The following is a 17,549-nucleotide window of genomic DNA, read 5'->3' as shown; positions in this document are numbered from 1 at the left end:
GCCAATCGATCGTTGCGAGGCAGAACTGGGCGCGCGAGAGGGAGTCAGTAGTGCGAGATCGGACGAAGGGACAGCCACTCGGCGTCGATTCCGGCGATCGCTCGAATCCGGCGCCGCGGACGAACGAGACCGACGAGATCCAACCGGGCCTGTTTCCGGACAACTCGGTACCCGACGAGCTCGTCGGCTACCGCGTGCCCATCGCCTGTCAGATCGCGGGAATCAGCTACCGCCAGCTCGACTACTGGGCCCGCACGAATCTGGTCGTACCGTCCATCCGCGGGGCCGCCGGCTCCGGTAGCCAGCGGCTGTACTCGTTCAAGGACATCCTCGTCCTCAAGATCGTCAAGCGCCTGCTCGACACCGGTGTCTCGCTGCAGAACATCCGCGTCGCCGTCGACCATCTCCGCAGCCGCGGGGTGGGCGACCTCGCGAAGATCACCCTGTTCTCCGATGGCACCACCGTCTACGAGTGCACGTCGCCCGAAGAGGTCGTCGACCTGCTGCAGGGCGGGCAAGGTGTCTTCGGGATCGCGGTGAGCGGCGCGATGCGCGAACTCACCGGCAGCATTGCCGATTTTCCCGCCGAACGCGCCGATGGCGGCGGCGTCGAGGAACGCCCCGAGGACGAACTCGCGTCGCGTCGCCGCGAACGCATCAACCGCCGCATCGGCTGACCCCACCACTGATGTCGCATCGGCCGACGACACCGCCGATCCATCTCTGCTGATCCATCTCCACCACCTGCGGCGCTTTCCGCACCTGCGGTATTTCGACCCCTGCGACGTGATCTAGACTCGAAGATGCGTCGCCATCACGCGGGAGAGACCCGGACACCGAGCCGGGCGCCGAAGGAGCAGCACCTCCCCGTCAATCTCTCAGGCAACCGGGACCGCGTGAGCTCCGACGTCTCTGGAAAGCGGCGGGAGCACCCGCCCGCCCACGGGGAAAGGCTCTGGCCGGCCGAATCTCTCAGGCGCTCGCTCCGCGAGCTCACGACAGAGGGGGAGGAACCACCTCGCGCGACCGCGCGCATGTGGACCTCGCCGACCAGCCCGGGAGCTGCGATGACAGATGCCGTCACCTCGAACTTCGCCGATCGCCACATCGGCCCCGACACCGCCGGCCTGAACCGGATCCTCGACGTCGTCGGAGTCGATTCCCTCGACGCCCTCGCCACCGCCGCGGTACCGGCCGCCATCCTCGACGACCGTGCAGACAACGTGCCGACCGGCCTCGACGTCCTCGACGCGCCCCGCTCCGAGCACGACGTACTCGCCGAACTGAAGGCACTCGCGTCGCAGAACACCGTGGCGACGTCGATGATCGGTCACGGCTACTACGACACGCTCACGCCGCCCGTGCTGCTACGCAACATCATCGAGAACCCCGCCTGGTACACGGCCTACACCCCCTACCAGCCGGAGATCAGCCAGGGACGCCTCGAGGCGCTGCTGAACTTCCAGACCATGGTCGCCGACCTGACCGGCATGGAGATCGCGAACTCGTCGATGCTCGACGAGGCCACCGCCGCCGCCGAGGCAATGACCCTGCTGCGCCGCGCGAACCGCAAGTCCAAGAGCCCGCGCCTGGTCGTCGACGTCGACCTGTTCGCGCAGACCGCCGCGGTGCTGGCGACCCGCGCCGAACCACTCGGCATCGAGATCGTCACCGCCGACCTCGCTGCCGACGGACTGCCCGAGGGCGAGTTCTTCGGCGTGATCCTGCAGGTGCCCGGCGCTTCGGGACGCATCATCGACGCCGCTCCGATCATCGCGGCCGCCCACGACCGCGGCGCGCTCGTCGCCGTCGGTGCCGACCTGCTGGCCATGACCCTGATCACCCCGCCCGGGGAGCAGGGCGCCGACGCGTGCTTCGGCACCACCCAGCGGTTCGGTGTGCCGATGGGCTTCGGTGGGCCGCACGCCGGCTACCTCGCCGTCGGTAGCGCCCACACCCGCACCCTGCCGGGACGCCTCGTCGGTGTCTCGGTGGACGTGGACGGCAACCCGGCCTACCGGCTCGCGTTGCAGACCCGTGAGCAGCACATCCGCCGTGAGAAGGCCACCAGCAACATCTGCACCGCCCAGGTGCTCCTCGCCGTGCTCGCGGCCATGTACGTCTCGTACCACGGCGCCGAAGGCCTCACCGGCATCGCCCGCCGCGTCGCCGGGCACGCCCGCCGCCTCGCCGACGGTCTGCGCGCCGGTGGCGTCGAGGTCGTCCACGACGAGTTCTTCGACACCGTCCTCGTGCGCGTCCCGGGGCGCGCCGACGCCGTGCTCGCCGCCGCCCTCGAGGCCGGCATCAACCTGTACCGGGTCGACGACGATCACGTGTCGATCTCGTGCGACGAGGCCACCACCGCGGCGCACGTGGACGCGGTCTTGGGCGCTTTCGGCGTCGACGCCGGGGAGGCCGCCGAGGGAACGGCGCTGCCGCAGGCCCTGGCCCGCACCAGCGAGTTCCTGCAGCACGAGGCGTTCACCCGCTACCGCACCGAGACCGCGATGATGCGTTACCTGCGGCGTCTGTCCGACAAGGACCTCGCCCTCGACCGGACGATGATCCCACTGGGCTCGTGCACGATGAAGCTCAACGCCGCCGCCGAGATGGAAGCCATCACCTGGCCCGAGTTCGCGGGTCTGCATCCCTTCGCTCCGGCGGACCAGACGGGCGGCATCCGCCGTCTCATCGCCGACCTGGAGGGTTGGCTCGCCGCGGTGACGGGCTACGACGCCGTGAGCCTGCAGCCCAACGCCGGCAGCCAGGGTGAGTACGCGGGTCTGCTCGCGATCCGCCACTACCACCTCGACCGCGGCGACACCGATCGGGACATCTGCCTGATCCCGTCGAGCGCGCACGGCACCAATGCCGCATCCGCTGTGATGGCGGGCATGCGTGTCGAGGTCGTCGCGTGCCGTCCGAACGGCGACGTCGATCTCGACGACCTGCGCGCCAAGATCGCCGACCACGGTGCGCGACTGGCCGCGATCATGATCACCTATCCGTCCACGCACGGTGTCTACGAGCACGACATCGCCGACATCTGCGGTGCCGTGCACGACGCCGGCGGTCAGGTGTACATCGACGGCGCCAACCTCAACGCTCTCGTGGGTCTGGCGCGGCCGGGCAAGTTCGGGGGCGATGTCAGCCACCTGAACCTGCACAAGACCTTCTGCATCCCGCACGGTGGTGGCGGTCCGGGTGTCGGCCCGATCGGTGTCCGTTCGCATCTGGCCCCGTACCTGCCGGGTCATCCGGCGGAGCCGGGACTCGGGGGAGCAGGACCGGTCTCGGCGGCGCCCTACGGGTCGGCGTCGATCCTGCCGATCACCTGGGCGTACATCAAGATGATGGGTGCCGAGGGACTGCGTCGCGCGTCGCTGACGGCGATCGCGTCGGCCAACTACATCGCGCGTCGTCTCGACGAGTACTTCCCGGTGCTGTACACGGGGGAGACCGGCATGGTCGCCCACGAGTGCATCCTCGATCTGCGTCCGCTGACGAAGGCGACGGGGGTGACGGTCGACGACGTCGCGAAGCGTCTGGCCGACTACGGCTTCCACGCGCCGACGATGAGCTTCCCGGTGGCCGGCACCCTCATGGTCGAACCCACCGAGAGCGAGGACATCGCCGAACTCGACGCGTTCATCGACGCGATGATCTCGATCCGCGGTGAAATCGACCGGGTCGGGGCAGGAGAGTGGCCGGTGGACGACAATCCGCTGCGCGGGGCTCCGCACACCGCGGAATGCCTGGTGGGTGAGTGGAACCACCCGTACTCGCGGGAGATCGCGGTGTTCCCGATGGGGAAGAGCCGGGCCAAGGTGTGGCCGGCGGTGCGGCGTATCGACGGCGCACACGGCGACCGGAACCTGGTGTGCTCGTGCCCGCCCTTGGAGGCGTACAGCGGCTGACGCCGGGGATGGCCGACGGACATGTCCGTCGGCCATCTTCATCGGTGGGGCAACTCCGAACAGTACGGAAACCAAAGAAATACAGAAATACCACCGGGTAAGGACACATCTCACCGAGCCCTGAGGGCAAGGCCGTCAGTTCGCGGCGGTCAGCTCGAGGACGGAGATCTCCGGTGGGGTGCCGACCCGCACGGGCGGTCCCCACGCGCCGGTGCCCTGGGATGTGTAGATCTGCGTGTCGCCGAAGCGGTCGAGTCCGGTGACGGTGGGGTTGGCGAGGGAGACGAACGGCCGCAGCGGCCACATCTGTCCGCCGTGGGTGTGCCCGGACAGCTGCAGGTCGACTCCGCGTTCGCGGGCCTCGTCGATGTGCCGGGGCTGGTGGGCGGCGAGGATCACGGGGGTACCGTCCGCGATGCCGTCGAGGGCGGTGGGCATGTCCGGGTGGTGGGGTTCGGTGGCCGTGTAGTCGTGGACGCCGGCGAGCGCGACGACGTCGCCGTCGCGTTCGAGGACGACGTGCTCGTTGCGCAGGGTGCGTACACCGAGCGTCTCCCAATGGTCGAGCCATGATTCGGCGTCGTCGGAGTAGTACTCGTGGTTGCCGCTGACGCCGTACACCCCGAGCGGGGCCTGCAGCTGCCGGAGCGGTTCGAGGTCGGAACCGACGAGGTCGACGGTGCCGTCGGCGAGGTCGCCGCCGAGCACGATCAGGTCGGGCTGCTGTTCGGCGACGAGGTCGACGACGCGTTGCACGAAGTCGGCGCCGCGGGCAGGTCCGACGTGCAGGTCGGTGACGAGCGCGATCCGGGCGCCGTCGAAGCCGGTGGGCAGGTCCTGCAACGCGACGGGCACGGTGACGATCCGCGGCCGGTCGGCTTCGACCGTGCCGTATCCGACGGCGGCGACCGCGGCCACGACGAGCACGGCGGTCGCGATGCGCAGACCCCGTCGCGGGGTCACGTCGGTGGTCGGCCCGGGGCGTCCGCGCCAGACGAGGCGGGCGACGAGCAGTCCCGCTCCGACGAGCAGGAGCCCGAGCATCAGGTACAGCACCACCGCCATCCAGCTCCAGCCGAGGAATCCGATGGGGCGGGCCCAGGCGGGGTCGAGCGCCGTGCCCACCCCGGAGGCACCAAGCGTGAGGACGAACATCGCCGCCAGGACGAGGTCGGCGGCGAGGGCGGCAGGACGCGGCAGGCCGGGTGCCCGGACGAGTCGTCGATGCAGCAGGTAGGTGAGGAGGGCGAGGAAGACCCCCATGACGAGAAGTCGGAGCACGGTCAGGACGTCAGCTTTCGGAGGAGGTCGGTGAGATCGGCCGGGTCGGTGGTGTCGACGACGGTGAGGTTGCCGTCGGTGGCCTCGGCGGCTTGCTCGAGGACGGGGTCGGTGCGGTCGCCGAGGATGACGACGTCGATCCGCACAGGGGTGGCAGGGGACGCGAGTTCGTCGATCGCCGCGCGCAGGTCGCGGGCGGCCGTCTCGTCGGGGTCGTCGCTGTCGACGACGACGAGCACGGAGTTCGGTCGGCCCGGGTCGTAGTTGTCGACGGCGTCGCGGTAGGCGGCGGTGAGGGTGGCGTAGACCGGTTCGCGGTCGACGAGGTCGATGTCGTCGAGGACCGAGGACATCGCCGCGCGCTTGGACTCGGTGAGGCCGTCGCGGATGACGGCGACGCGGTGCCCGCTGGGGGTGTCGGCGAAGACGTACATGCCCATCACCGAGTTGATGGAGGCTCGGCGCATGGCCTCGCGCAGGGCCCCCGCGGTGGCGGTGAGGCGGGTGTCGTCGCCGGCGGGGGTGCCCATGGAGGTGGAGGTGTCGACGACCATCGTGACCTTGCGCGGGGACACCGGGGCGAGACGCAGTGCGACGAGGACGTCGTCGACGGTGGGGTCGGCGGGGGCGAGGACGGTGTCGACGCGGGGCAGCGGCAGTTCCCCGGCGGGTTCGGGGACGGCGTCGGCGGTGCGGAAGCCGTGGGCGGTGAGGATGCCGGTCTGTTCGGGGCGACGCGCGTAGTCGGTGAACTCCGCGGCGGCGCGGGCGAGGGTCTCGTCGACCCAGGGGGCGTCGACGACGGCGGTGGGGAAGTCGACGACGGGTGCGACGCCGATCGGCAGGTGGCCGGTGAGGCCGCGGACCTGCCCGTCGGTGAGGGCGCGGTGCAGTTGCTGTTCGACGACCGGCACGGCGTGGATGGGGGCCTCGGTGTCGGGGCGGGCGCCGAGCGCGGCGAGGGTGTCGGCGGTGGTGCCGACTGCGCCGAGGGTGTCGGCGCCGAGCGCGAGGGTGCTCACGGCGGTGATGGCGGTGGGGGTGGCGGCCTGTTCGAGGGTGACCGGTCCGGCGCCGATGCCGGTGGTGGCGGCGGTGACGGCTTCGAGGGCGAGGGTGGTGGCGTGGGTCTCGGTGCCGGTGGGCAGGGCGAGGCCGAGGGTGCCCCAGATGTCGAGTCCGCTCTCGCGCATGGCGGCGGGGTCGTTCTGGAGTCGGGGCAGGTCCTGCCAGCGGACGGTGGCGGTGGTGAGGGCGCGGCCGAGGTCGGTGGGGACGGCGAGCACGACCGGGGAGGTGGCGAGGGAGCGGGGGGTGCCGTCGATGGTGTCGGCGGCGCGGGCGCTCATGCGGGTGTCGAGGGGCACCCACAGGGCGGGTTCGGGGCCGAGTGCCGGATCCCAGGTGCCGGCGGTGAGGGTGTCGGCGGCGGCGAGGCTGTCGACGGCGGTGATCTCGGCGGTGACGCAGTGGTCGCGGATGACGCGGACGCCGCCGTCGGTCCACTGGTCGGCGAGTTCGGTGAGGGCGGGAGCGATGAGGGGGTCGGCAGCGATGTGCAGGACGGTGTCGCCTTCGACGCAGGTTTCGGCGGCGGCGGTGGCCTGGTCGTCGATGTTGTCGCGGAGGCGGAACCAGCCGAGGACGGCGAGCAGGGCGAGTACTACGCCTACGGCGACCACGATGACGCTCGTGCTGATTCCTCGTCGTCCGCTACCGCGATGTCGCCCGCCCACGTCGTGTCCGCCTCGTTTCGTTCGTCGATCCGATGGTCGAGTCTAGTGAGAGACGGGATGTGACCTGGCTTCGCCGCGCGGTGCGGGGACGGGCAGGGCCCCGATCCGGTGTGGATCGGGGCCCTGGGGTGTCGGTGTGCGGGTCAGGCGTACTTGGCCTTGTTCTCGCGGCGACGGCGGTGCAGGATCGGCTCGGTGTAGCCGCTGGGCTGCGTGGTGCCTTCGAGGATGAGTTCCTTGGCGGCCTGGAAGGCGATGTTGTCGTCGAAGTTCGGGGCGAGCGGCCGGTAGCCGGGGTCGCCTTCGTTCTGCCGGTCGACGACGGGTGCCATGCGCTCGAGGGAGGCGATGACCTCGTCGGCGGTGACGACGTCGTGGCGGATCCAGTTGGCGAGGAGCTGGCTGGAGATGCGCAGGGTGGCGCGGTCCTCCATGAGCGCGACGTCGTGGATGTCGGGGACCTTGGAGCAGCCGACGCCGGCGTCGATCCAGCGCACGACGTAGCCGAGGATGGACTGGCAGTTGTTGTCGAGTTCTTCGCGCTTCTCCTCGTCGGACCAGTTCGGGTTCTCGGCGAGGGGGATGGTGAGGATGTCGTCGACGGTGGCGCGGCTGGTGCCCTTGAGCTCGTTCTGGACGGCGAAGACGTCGACCTCGTGGTAGTGGGTGGCGTGCAGGGTGGCGCCGGTGGGCGAGGGCACCCAGGCGGTGTTGGCGCCGGCCTTGGGCTGGCCGATCTTCTGCTCGACCATGTCGCGCATGAGATCGGTCATGGCCCACATGCCCTTGCCGATCTGGGCCTTGCCCTGCAGGCCGCAGGCGAGGCCGGTGTCGACGTTCCAGTCCTCGTAGGCGGCGATCCAGCGCTGCTGCTTCATCGCGGCCTTGCGGACGACGGGGCCGGCCTCCATGGAGGTGTGGATCTCGTCGCCGGTGCGGTCGAGGAAGCCGGTGTTGATGAACACCACGCGGTCGGAGGCGGCCTTGATGCAGGCGGCGAGGTTGACGGTGGTGCGTCGTTCCTCGTCCATGATGCCGACCTTGAGGGTGTTGGTGGGCAGGGAGAGGACCTCTTCGACGCGGCCGAACAGTTCGGTGGTGAAGGCGGATTCCTCGGGGCCGTGCTGCTTGGGCTTGACGATGTAGATCGAGCCGGTGCGGCTGTTGGCGAGCGGGCCGTGGTCCTCGTCGATGTGCAGGCCGTGGATGGCGCACAGGCTGGTGACGAGCGCGTCGAGGATGCCTTCGGGGACCTCGTTGCCGTCGCGGTCGAGGACGGCGGGGTTGGTCATGAGGTGTCCGACGTTGCGGACGAACAGCAGGGAGCGGCCGTGCAGTTCGAGGTCGCTGCCGTCGAGGGCGGTGTAGACGCGGTTCGGGTTGAGCGTGCGGGTGAGGGTCTTGCCGCCCTTGTCGAAGGATTCGGACAGGTCGCCGCGGTTGAGGCCGAGCCAGTTGCGGTAGCCGATGACCTTGTCGTCGGCGTCGACGGCGGCGACGGAGTCCTCGAAGTCCATGATGGTGGTGACGGCGGATTCGAGGACGACGTCCTTGACGCCGGCGGCGTCGGTGCTGCCGACGGGGGACTCGGGGTCGATCTGGATGTCGATGTGCAGGCCGTGGTTGCGCAGCAGCACCGAGGACGGGGTGGCCTTGTCGCCGAGGTAGCCGACGAGCTTGTCGGGCTGGGCGAGTCCGGTGACGGTGCCGTCGCCGAGGGTGACCTTCAGTTCGGTGCCGTCGATGCGGTAGCCGGTGGAGTCGGCGTGCGAGCCCTGCGCGAGGGGTGCGGCCTTGTCGAGGAAGTCGCGGGCCCAGGCGATGACCTTGTCGCCGCGGACCTTGTTGTAGCCGGTGCCCTTCTCGGCGCCGCCTTCTTCGGGGATGACGTCGGTGCCGTAGAGCGCGTCGTAGAGCGATCCCCAGCGCGCGTTGGAGGCGTTGAGCGCGAAGCGGGCGTTGAGGACGGGCACGACGAGCTGCGGGCCGGCGGTCTCGGCGATCTCGGAGTCGACGTTCTCGGTGCCGATGGTGAACGGCTCGGGGGCCGGGACGAGGTAGCCGATCTCTTCGAGGAAGGCCTTGTAGGCGGCCGGGTCGTGGGGCTGTCCGGCGCGGTCGCGGTGCCAGCCGTCGATCTGGGCCTGGAGTTCGTCACGCTTGGCGAGCAGCGCCCGGTTCTTGGGGGCGAGGTCGTGGACGATCTTGTCGGCACCTGCCCAGAAGGTGTCCGCGTCGAGCCCGCTGCCGGGGATGGCCTCGTTGTTGACGAAGTCGTAGAGAACCTGCGCGATCTGAAGTCCGCCGACCTGCACGCGTTCTGTCATCACCCTCACTCTTTCCGGTTGCTGTGCGGCCGGAAACGTCCCGGCCGCACGGAATCGTCGATTATGTTACCCGCCAGTAGTATCGGGCGCAGTGGTTCTGTGCGCCTGCAGGGCGGTACATCGATTCACCAGCTCTTCTCTCAGAGCTGCGGCGCGACGGGTGAGCGCCGACTGCTCGCGGACGTACTGTGCGCGTCCGGCGGCAGTCTCGATCCTGATGGGCGAGTAGCCGTAGTCCTCGAGATCATACGGGCTTGCCCGCATATCCAATTCACGGGCTGCGGACGCGTGTCGCAGGCACCGCACCGTCAGCTCCGAATCCGTCAACGGCAGCAGCTTGTAGGCCCACTTGTACAGGTCCATGCCGGCGTGCAGGCAGCCGGGTTGCTCGCTGCGTACCTGCTGGTCGCGGGTCAGTTCGGTGGCGTTGCGCGGGACGGCGTCGGGGGTGAAGAACCGGAACGCATCGTAATGGGTGCATCGGAGCTGCATTGATTCCACCACCGTGTCGGTTCCGGTGTGGCCGAGCCGCAATGGCACCGACGAATGCCGCACCCCCTCGACCCCCGCCCGGTACACCATCGCCCACTCGTGCAATCCGAAGCAGCCGAGCTGCGGCGGCCGGGAGGCCGTCGCAGTGAGCAGCCCCGCGACGAAGTCGACGGTGTCGGCGCGCCGGTCGAGCACCTCCCGGCCCACCCGCACCCCCGGCTGCCCGTCGACGGTGACCCGCTCGTAGCCCGGATGGTCGCGGTAGCCGCGCACCGCGGCCGCGCCGAGCAGCACGGTGCCGTAACCGGGATGCCAGCGCCGCAGCTGGCTCGGCCGCAGGCTGTAGTAGGTGAACAGGAAGTCGTGCACCGGGTGGCCGCGCCCGGTGGCGCGTCGTTCGAGATGCCCGGCGAGCAGCTCGTCCACGACGGCGTGGTGGGCGTCGCGCCGCGCGGTCCATTCGGTCTCGGCCAGGATCGCCGGGCGGTCGGTCACGGACGGGGAGCGGGTCATGGTTCTCGTTCGGTCGATCGGGGTGCGGTCGTGCGGGGGCGGTTGCCCAGCGGATCCGCGACCCGGTGGGTGGCGTCGCGGACCGTCCCGACGAACTCTTCCACGAGGTCCTCGAGCGCGACGATGCCCCGCAGCGTTCCGGTGGTGTCGGTCACCCCGGCCAGATGCGCGTTGTTGCGGCGCAGCGCGGCCAGCGCCTCGTCGAGACCGTCGCCGATCCCGATGGCCGGCAGCTTCCGGATCACCGCGGTAGGGATGACGGTCTCGGGACCGGTGGACTGTTCCCGCACCAGATCGAGCACGTCCTTGATGTGCACATAGCCGGTGATCGTGCCGTCGGGTCGGCGCGTGGGATACCGGGAGAAGCCGGTGGTGGTGACCGCGTGCTCGACGTCGCCGAGGGTCGGGCCCGCGCCGGTGTGCGGGACGGTGCGCACCCGGGCGAGCGGGATCATCACGTCGGCGACGGTGCGGTCGCCGGTGGCCAGAGCACGGGTGAGGCGCTTGTGTTCCTCCGCGTCGAGCAGCCCCTCGGAGCGGGATTCACCGATCATCTCGGTGAGCTCCACGGCGGAGACGGAGGTGTCGAGTTCGTCCTTCGGGTCGATGTGCGCCGCGCGCAGGGTGGCGTTGGCGCACAGATTGTAGAACGCGATGACCGGCCGGGCGGGTCGCATGAACAGTAGGTGGATCGGCACGAGCAGCATCGCGGCGCGTTCCGGGCCGGCGATGGCGATGTTCTTCGGCACCATCTCGCCGAGCAGGATGTGCAGCACCACCACGATCGTGAGCCCGATGGTGAACGCGATGGGGTGCAGCAGCGCGTCGGGCACCCCGGCCGCATGCAGCGGCACCTCGATCAGGTGCGCGATGGCCGGTTCGGCGACGCGGCCGAGCAGGATCGAGCAGATCGTGATGCCGAGCTGGGAGCCGGCGAGCATGAGCGAGAGGTGTTCGCCGGCGTGGATGACGGTGCGGGCGCGGGTCTTGCCCTGGGCGAGCAGTGTCTCGAGGCGGTCGCGGCGGACGGTGATGAGGGAGAACTCGGCGCCGACGAAGAAGGCGTTGCCGGCGAGCAGCAGCACGGCGAGGACGATCGCGAACCAGTCGCTCATCGACGCTCACCACCCTCGTCGGCAGCGGGGGCGTCGTCGCTGTCGTCCCTGTCCCCATCGCTGTCGCCGTCGGGGTTCTCGGGGTCGGGGGCGGCGCCGGGGACGAGCAGCACCCGGTCGATGCGGTGTCCGTCCATCTCGAGGATGCGCGCGTACCAGGTGAGGTCGCGTTCGCCGCGGCGCAGCGGCAGCTGGATCTCGTCGTCGACCTCGGGGATGCGGCCGAGTTCGGTGAGGATCAGTCCGGCGAGGGTCTCGTAGTCGCCGTCGGGGGCGCGGTAGCCGGTGAGCTGGGCGAGCTCGTCGGTGCGCAGCAGACCCGTGCACGACCAGCCGTCCCCCTCGCGGTGGGCGTCGAGTTCGGTCTCGTCGTGTTCGTCGCGGACGTCGCCGACGATCTCCTCGACGAGGTCCTCCATGGTGATCAGTCCGGCGGTGCCGCCGTATTCGTCGACGACGAGCGCGACCTGCATGCCGTCCGAGCGCACCCGTTCCATGACGGTGTCGCCGTCGAGGCTGGACGGCACGGTGGGCACGCGGCGGGCGAGGGCGCCGACGGCGGTGGTGCCGCGCGCCGGGCCGGGCACGGTGAATGCGTGCTTGACGTGCACGACGCCGAGAGGGGCGTCGAGGTCGCCGTCGACGATCGGGAAGCGTGAGTAGCCGGTGCGGGCGGACAGTTCGATGAGGTCGAGGACGGTGGCGTTGCGGTCGAGGCTCTCGACGGTGCTGCGCGGGGTCATGAGGTCCTCGGCGGTGCGGTCCCCGAACTGCAGGGAGCGGTAGACCAGGCGGGCGGTGTGCTCGTCGAGGGTGCCGCTGCGGGCCGAGGCGCGCACCAGCGACCCGAGTTCCTGCGGGGAACGCGCCGAGCGCAGTTCCTCGGCCGGTTCGATGCCGAGGCGCCGCACGATGTGGTTGGCGGCGCCGTTGAGTCCGAGGATGGCCCAGCGGAACAGCAGCGAGAACGCCAGTTGGAGGCCGGCGGTGGCGCGGGCGGTGCCCATGGGCCGGGCGATGGCGATGTTCTTGGGGACCAGTTCGCCGAAGACCATGGAGAAGGAGGTGGCGATGAGCAGCGCGAGGACCAGCGAGACGGTTGCGGCGACGGAGGTGCTCAGGCCGATCGCGTCGAACAGCGGGGTGAAGAACTGCGCGAGGATCGGTTCGGCGAGATAGCCGGTGATCAGTGTGGTGATGGTGATGCCGAGCTGGGCGCCGGACAGCTGGAACGACAGGGTGCGGTGCGCGTGCTGGACCTGCCGGGCGCGTCGGTCGCCGTCGTGGGCGTGCGCGTCGACGGCGCTGCGTTCGAGGGCGGTCAGGGAGAACTCGGCGGCGACGAACAGGGCGGTGCCTGCGGTGAGCGCCACGAAGCCGAGGAGGGCGGCGATATCGAGCAGGACGGACATCAGGGGCGGTCCTGCCGGGCGGGGTGGTGGCCGGGGTGGTGACCCGGCCCGCTAGAGGATCCTTCCGGCCCGGAGTCGCACTCCGGGCAGGGGGAGCTGGTGTCGGGTGGTGGGCTGGTGGTGGGTGCCGCGGGCACCGGTGTCCTCTCGTCGGGTCCGGTCGCGGACGGTGTCCGCCTGCCGGAAGTGGTTTCGACGGGTACCGATTCTACTGAGCGGGGTTGCCGTGTGTCGCGGTGCAGGCGACGGTGCGGCGCCTACGGTGGGGGTCGAGCAGGTGTCCCGGTGGAACGAAGGAGCGTGGATGAGCGGCGGCGAGGGTCCGGAACACGGCGGCAGCGGCGAGCGGGTGCCGAGCCGGTGGGAGGAGATCGTGGCGGAGAATCCGGCGCATTCGTCGTGGTACGTCGAACGGTTCCGCACGATGGTTGCTCAGGGGCAGGACACCGTCGGGGAGGCCCGGTTGATCGATGCGATGGTGCCGCGCGGGGCACGGATCCTCGATGCCGGGTGTGGACCGGGCCGGCTCGGCGGCTATCTGCACCGGGCCGGGCACCGTGTGGTGGGGGTGGATGTCGATCCGGTGCTGATCGCGGCGGCGGAGGAGGATCATCCGGGGCCGGAATGGCTGGTCGGGGATCTGGCCGAGCTGGATCTGCCGGCCCGCGGTGTCGACGCCGACTTCGATGTGATCGTGTGCGCGGGGAATGTGATGACCTTCGTGGCGCCGTCGACCCGAGTGGCGGTGCTGCGCAATTTCGCGGCGCATCTGGCGCCGCAGGGCCGGGCGGTGATCGGTTTCGGGGCGGGCCGCGAGTATCCGTTCGAGGAGTTCTTCGCCGACGCGCAGCAGGCGGGTCTGGCGGTGCAGGTGCGGCTCTCGACCTGGGATCTGCGGCCGTTCAGCGACGACGCGGAGTTTCTGGTGGCGGTGCTGGGTCGGGCGTAGCCGCGGTCTCGGCGGGGGTGTCGGCGGCCTGGGCGCGCGAGAGCGCCACGGTGGTCACGAGCATCACGACGACCGCGGCGCCGACGAGGATCCGTCCGGGGCCGTCGGTGCGCAGGTGTTCACCGAGCACGGTCATGCCGAGCACGATCGCGGCGAGCGGTTCCCCGACGGTCAGGGCGGGCAGCGATGCGGTGAGCGATCCGGCCTGGAAGGCGCGTTGCTGCAGGTAGATCGCGGCGGCGCCGGCGGCGACGAGCGTCCAGGTCTGCCACGAGGTGAGCAGTGGGCCGATGCCGTCTTCGGCGAGGTCGGTGACGTGTTTGGTGAACGCGCTGGTCACGCCGTAGAGGATGCCGGCGGCGATCCCGAACGACAGCGCCCGTAACCGCGGTGAGAGCAGGGCGACGACGACGGCGGCGGCGGTGACGGCGAGTACCGCCCCGAGCGGCAGCGCCCAGCGGACGGCGGCGGCGTCACCGGTGCCTTCGCTGGGGTTGCCGACGAGCAGGAAGATCGCCAGCGCCGCGCACAATGCGCCGGCGAGCAGCCAGGTCGTGCGGGTGACGCGGCGGCCGGTGGTGGCGGCGGCGAGCGGCAACGCGAACAGCAGCGACGCGACGAGCAGGGGCTGGACGAGCAGCACCGACCCGAACACGAGCGCGATCACCTGCAGGACGTAGCTGCCGCCGTCGCCGAGGATCCCCGCCCACCAGCGGGGGCTGCGCAGCAGCGAGCCGACGAGCGAGTCGGTGTCGGGCACGGCAGCGGCCGAACTCTGTTGCGCGACACTGCCGACCGCGATGAGCGCGGCGGCGGCGAGTGCGCACAGGACGGCGACTGCCGTGCCCGTCATCGGGTCAGGCCTGCACTTCGGAGCGGTCCCCGCTCCACAGGGTGTGGAACTTGCCGGGGCGGTCGGTGCGCTCGTAGGTGTGGGCACCGAAGAAGTCGCGCTGGCCCTGGGTGAGGGCGGCGGGCAGCCGGTCGGCGCGCAGTCCGTCGTAATAGGACAGCGACGACGCGAACGCCGGGACGGGGATGCCGAGCTGGGTGGCGGTGACCACCACGCGACGCCAGCTGTCGATGCCGATCTCGATGGCGTCGCGGAAGTACGGCGCGAGGATCAGGCTGGGCAGGGCCGGGTCGGCGTCGTAGGCCTCCTTGATGCGGTTGAGGAACTGGGCGCGGATGATGCAGCCGCCGCGCCAGATCGTCGCGAGCGCGGCGCGGTCGACGTTCCAGCCGTATTCGGCGCTGCCGGCGGCGATCTGGTCGAAGCCCTGCGCGTAGGCGACGATCTTCGACGCGTACAGGGCAGCGCGGATGTCCTCGGTGAACTGCGCGGCGTCGGTGGGGGCGGCGCCGAGGTTGCCGGCGGCGAGGCCGCGGGCGGCGGCGCGCTGGTCGCGGGAGCCGGACAGGGCGCGGGCGAAGACCGCTTCGGCGATGCCGGTGACGGGGACGCCGAGGTCGAGGGCGGCCTTGACGGTCCAGCGGCCGGTGCCCTTTTGTTCGGCGGCGTCGACGATGACGTCGACGAGGGGCTTGCCGGTGGCGGCGTCGGTCTGGCGCAGCACCTCGGCGGTGATCTCGATGAGATAGGACTCGAGGGTGCCGGTGTTCCAGTCGGCGAAGACGTCGGCGATCTGCCCGGCGTCGTAGCCGAGGGCGTCGCGCAGCAGGTGGTAGGCCTCGCCGATGAGCTGCATGTCGGCGTATTCGATGCCGTTGTGCACCATTTTCACGAAGTGGCCGGCGCCGTCGGGGCCGATGTGGGTGCAGCAGGGGGTGCCGTCGACCTGCGCGGCGACCTTCTCGAGCAGCGGGCCGAGCGCCTCGTACGATTCGGCGGGGCCGCCGGGCATGATCGACGGGCCGTTGAGGGCGCCTTCCTCGCCGCCGGAGATACCGGCGCCGACGAAGTGCAGGCCGCGGGCGCGCAGGGCGGCTTCGCGGCGGATGGTGTCGGTGTAGAGGGCGTTGCCGCCGTCGATGATGATGTCGCCGGGTTCCATCGCGTCGGCGAGCTCGTCGATGACCGCGTCGGTGGCGTCGCCGGCCTTGACCATGATCAGGACGCGGCGTGGCTTCTCGAGGGCGGCGACGAACTCGTCGATGGTTTCGGTGCGGACGAAGGTGCCGTCGCTGCCGTGCTCGGCGAGCAACGCGTCGGTCTTGGCGATGCTGCGGTTGTGGAGGGCGACGGTGTAGCCGTTGCGGGCGAAGTTGCGGGCGATGTTCGAGCCCATCACGGCCAGTCCGGTCACGCCGATCTGGGCCTGCGGTGTTTCGGTGCGTTCGACGGTCATGGTCTACAGCTTCCCCCGAAACGGGGGCCGATCGAAATCGGGGCGGGTCGAACGGTGCGGCGTGTCGCGGCTCAGAGGCCGAGCAGCAGGGACAGTTCGGTGAGCCAGGGCACCGCCACGGCGATGGTGGGCACGACGAGGATGGCGGCGGCGGTGGTGTAGGCGGCGGCGGAGATCCCGAGGTGGGGGCCCGGTCCGGTGAGGCGCTGCACGCGCAGCACGGTGCTCGGTCCGCCGACGGCGAGGGCGCCGGTGGGGGTGTGGGCGCCGGCGCAGGCGACGAGGGCGCGGGCCAGTGGTGCGGGGCCGGTCTTGCGGACGGCGGAGTCGTCGGCGAGCAGCTCGACGAGCAGTTTCACCGAGCCGAGCGCCGAGCCGGAGCGCACGACGCGGGGGAACGCTTCGTAGACGGCGGTGAACGCCTCGAGGATGAGGTCGTGGCGGGCCCGCAGGTGGGAGTGTTCGTGGCGCAGGATCGCGCGCAGTTCGTCGTCGCCGAGGTTGTCGAGGGTGCCTTCGCTGAGCACCACCCGGTGCCGCAGCCCGGGCAGGCAGTAGGCGATGGGGTCGGCGGTGTCGAGGATCCGCACGTGCGGGTGGTGGCGGACGGCGGCGCCGCTCTCGCGGCGGTCGAGCAGGTCGACGAGCATGCGGTGGCGGGAGCGGCGGCGGCGGGTGCGCACCGCGACGCGCAGCATGGAGAAGGTCAGGCGGGCTCCGATGAACACGGTCAGGGCGAACACGATGACGTAGGTCAGCCACAGGGGCAGACCGAGGGCGTCGATCTCTTCGAGGGGGCCGGTGGTGGGTCGGCCGTCGGCGCCGGGCGCGAGGAGGCGGGCGGCGATGGCCAGGCCGCAGGAGAACGCGGAGAGCACCGCCGCCAGCGCCACGGACTGCCACAGCACGAGTGCGGCCCGGGGGTTGCGGTGCGGCCAGGTGGCGCGGGCGAGCAGCCCCGGCACCGGACCGGCGAGGAGAAGCGCTGTGGTTCCGAAGAACAGCGCCGTGGTCGCGTTCATGACATCGAGTGTGTCAGCCGGCCCGCTCGGTGTCGTGGCCGGTGTTGTCGTCGCCGTGTTGCGCTTCGAGTTCGGCCAGCGCCGCGCGCAGGGCGGCGGCTTCGTCGGCGCCGACGCGGCCGACGAAGTGGACGAGGGCAGCGGCGCGGCCGGCGGTCTCGTCGGCCTGGTCGAGGGCGTCGACCATGAGGCTGGCGACGAGTTCGTCGCGGCCGTGCACCGGCAGGTAGCGGTGGGCGCGGTCGTCGCGTTGCTGGATGACGAGGTTCTTCTTGGCGAGGCGCTGCAGGACCGTCATGACGGTGGTGTACGCGAGGTTGCGTCGAGCCGAGAGGGCTTCGTGGACCTGCCGGACGGTCTGTGGTTCGGGGGTGGACCACAGGTGATCCATCACTGCGCGTTCGAGTTCGCCGAGTGCTGCCATGGGTCGATTCTACGGATTTCTCCGACGAATGTGCGTACTACCCCTGGTC

At 70.6% G+C, this 17,549-nt stretch carries 13 protein-coding genes and 1 riboswitch; of the genes, 3 read left to right on the top strand and 10 right to left on the bottom strand.

The features are described from left to right. Nucleotides 1-50 precede the first annotated feature (50 nt). The gene (locus ACWPOC_RS19020; RefSeq protein WP_016694271.1) at nt 51-677 is read left to right on the top strand and encodes a MerR family transcriptional regulator; all 627 of its coding nucleotides are present in this window, start codon (nt 51-53) and stop codon (nt 675-677) included. A 132-nt stretch (nt 678-809) separates the two neighbouring features. Beyond that, nucleotides 810-905, top strand: a riboswitch (glycine riboswitch). Between the two features lie 162 nt (nt 906-1,067). Beyond that, nucleotides 1,068-3,920: an aminomethyl-transferring glycine dehydrogenase gene (gcvP, locus tag ACWPOC_RS19015; protein WP_455409170.1), complete on the top strand. Its 2,853-nt coding sequence runs from the start codon at nt 1,068-1,070 to the stop codon at nt 3,918-3,920. A 135-nt stretch (nt 3,921-4,055) separates the two neighbouring features. Here the strand turns inward: gcvP and ACWPOC_RS19010 are convergent, their stop codons facing one another. The 6 genes from ACWPOC_RS19010 to ACWPOC_RS18985 form a co-directional block, all read right to left on the bottom strand. Continuing rightward, complete coding sequence (locus ACWPOC_RS19010; protein ID WP_455409169.1) at nt 4,056-5,201, bottom strand: metallophosphoesterase; 1,146 nt, start codon at nt 5,199-5,201, stop codon at nt 4,056-4,058. Between the two features lie 2 nt (nt 5,202-5,203). Beyond that, nucleotides 5,204-6,883, bottom strand: coding sequence for a substrate-binding domain-containing protein (locus ACWPOC_RS19005; RefSeq protein WP_455409168.1), 1,680 nt, complete (start codon nt 6,881-6,883; stop codon nt 5,204-5,206). Nucleotides 6,884-7,080: 197 nt separating this feature from the next. Continuing rightward, on the bottom strand, nt 7,081-9,264 hold the full coding sequence (locus tag ACWPOC_RS19000) for a malate synthase G (RefSeq protein WP_455409167.1): 2,184 nt from the start codon (nt 9,262-9,264) through the stop codon (nt 7,081-7,083). A gap of 66 nt (nt 9,265-9,330) precedes the next feature. After that, a complete protein-coding gene (locus tag ACWPOC_RS18995) occupies nt 9,331-10,269 on the bottom strand; it encodes a 3-methyladenine DNA glycosylase (RefSeq protein WP_120282946.1) in 939 nt (312 codons plus the stop codon). After that, nucleotides 10,266-11,384 carry a hemolysin family protein gene (locus tag ACWPOC_RS18990; RefSeq protein ID WP_120282944.1) on the bottom strand — a complete coding sequence of 373 codons (1,119 nt, stop codon included), beginning with the start codon at nt 11,382-11,384 and terminating at the stop codon, nt 10,266-10,268. The genes ACWPOC_RS18995 and ACWPOC_RS18990 overlap by 4 nt, the downstream gene beginning before the upstream one ends. Beyond that, nucleotides 11,381-12,796, bottom strand: coding sequence for a hemolysin family protein (locus tag ACWPOC_RS18985; RefSeq protein WP_120282943.1), 1,416 nt, complete (start codon nt 12,794-12,796; stop codon nt 11,381-11,383). Before ACWPOC_RS18985 ends, ACWPOC_RS18990 begins: the two co-directional genes overlap by 4 nt. A 304-nt stretch (nt 12,797-13,100) precedes the next feature. Between ACWPOC_RS18985 and ACWPOC_RS18980 the strand changes: the two genes are divergently transcribed. Continuing rightward, nucleotides 13,101-13,745 carry a class I SAM-dependent methyltransferase gene (locus ACWPOC_RS18980; RefSeq protein ID WP_052227319.1) on the top strand — a complete coding sequence of 215 codons (645 nt, stop codon included), beginning with the start codon at nt 13,101-13,103 and terminating at the stop codon, nt 13,743-13,745. Here ACWPOC_RS18980 and ACWPOC_RS18975 read toward each other — a convergent pair. The 4 genes from ACWPOC_RS18975 to ACWPOC_RS18960 all read right to left on the bottom strand — a co-directional run bounded on the left by ACWPOC_RS18975 (nt 13,699) and on the right by ACWPOC_RS18960 (nt 17,500). Continuing rightward, nucleotides 13,699-14,598 (bottom strand): DMT family transporter, encoded by a 900-nt coding sequence (locus tag ACWPOC_RS18975; RefSeq protein WP_120282941.1) that lies wholly within the window; start codon nt 14,596-14,598, stop codon nt 13,699-13,701. The genes ACWPOC_RS18980 and ACWPOC_RS18975 overlap by 47 nt on opposite strands. A gap of 4 nt (nt 14,599-14,602) precedes the next feature. Further along, on the bottom strand, nt 14,603-16,054 hold the full coding sequence (gene gndA / locus ACWPOC_RS18970) for an NADP-dependent phosphogluconate dehydrogenase (RefSeq protein WP_120282939.1): 1,452 nt from the start codon (nt 16,052-16,054) through the stop codon (nt 14,603-14,605). Between the two features lie 71 nt (nt 16,055-16,125). Beyond that, nucleotides 16,126-17,076: a M56 family metallopeptidase gene (locus ACWPOC_RS18965; RefSeq protein ID WP_120282937.1), complete on the bottom strand. Its 951-nt coding sequence runs from the start codon at nt 17,074-17,076 to the stop codon at nt 16,126-16,128. 13 nt (nt 17,077-17,089) lie between these two features. Further along, complete coding sequence (locus ACWPOC_RS18960) at nt 17,090-17,500, bottom strand: BlaI/MecI/CopY family transcriptional regulator (RefSeq protein WP_159418152.1); 411 nt, start codon at nt 17,498-17,500, stop codon at nt 17,090-17,092. Nucleotides 17,501-17,549: the final 49 nt, after the last annotated feature.

This window comes from Rhodococcus sp. 5G237 (assembly GCF_053764735.1).
This window is presented reverse-complemented; position numbering and strand designations above follow the sequence as displayed.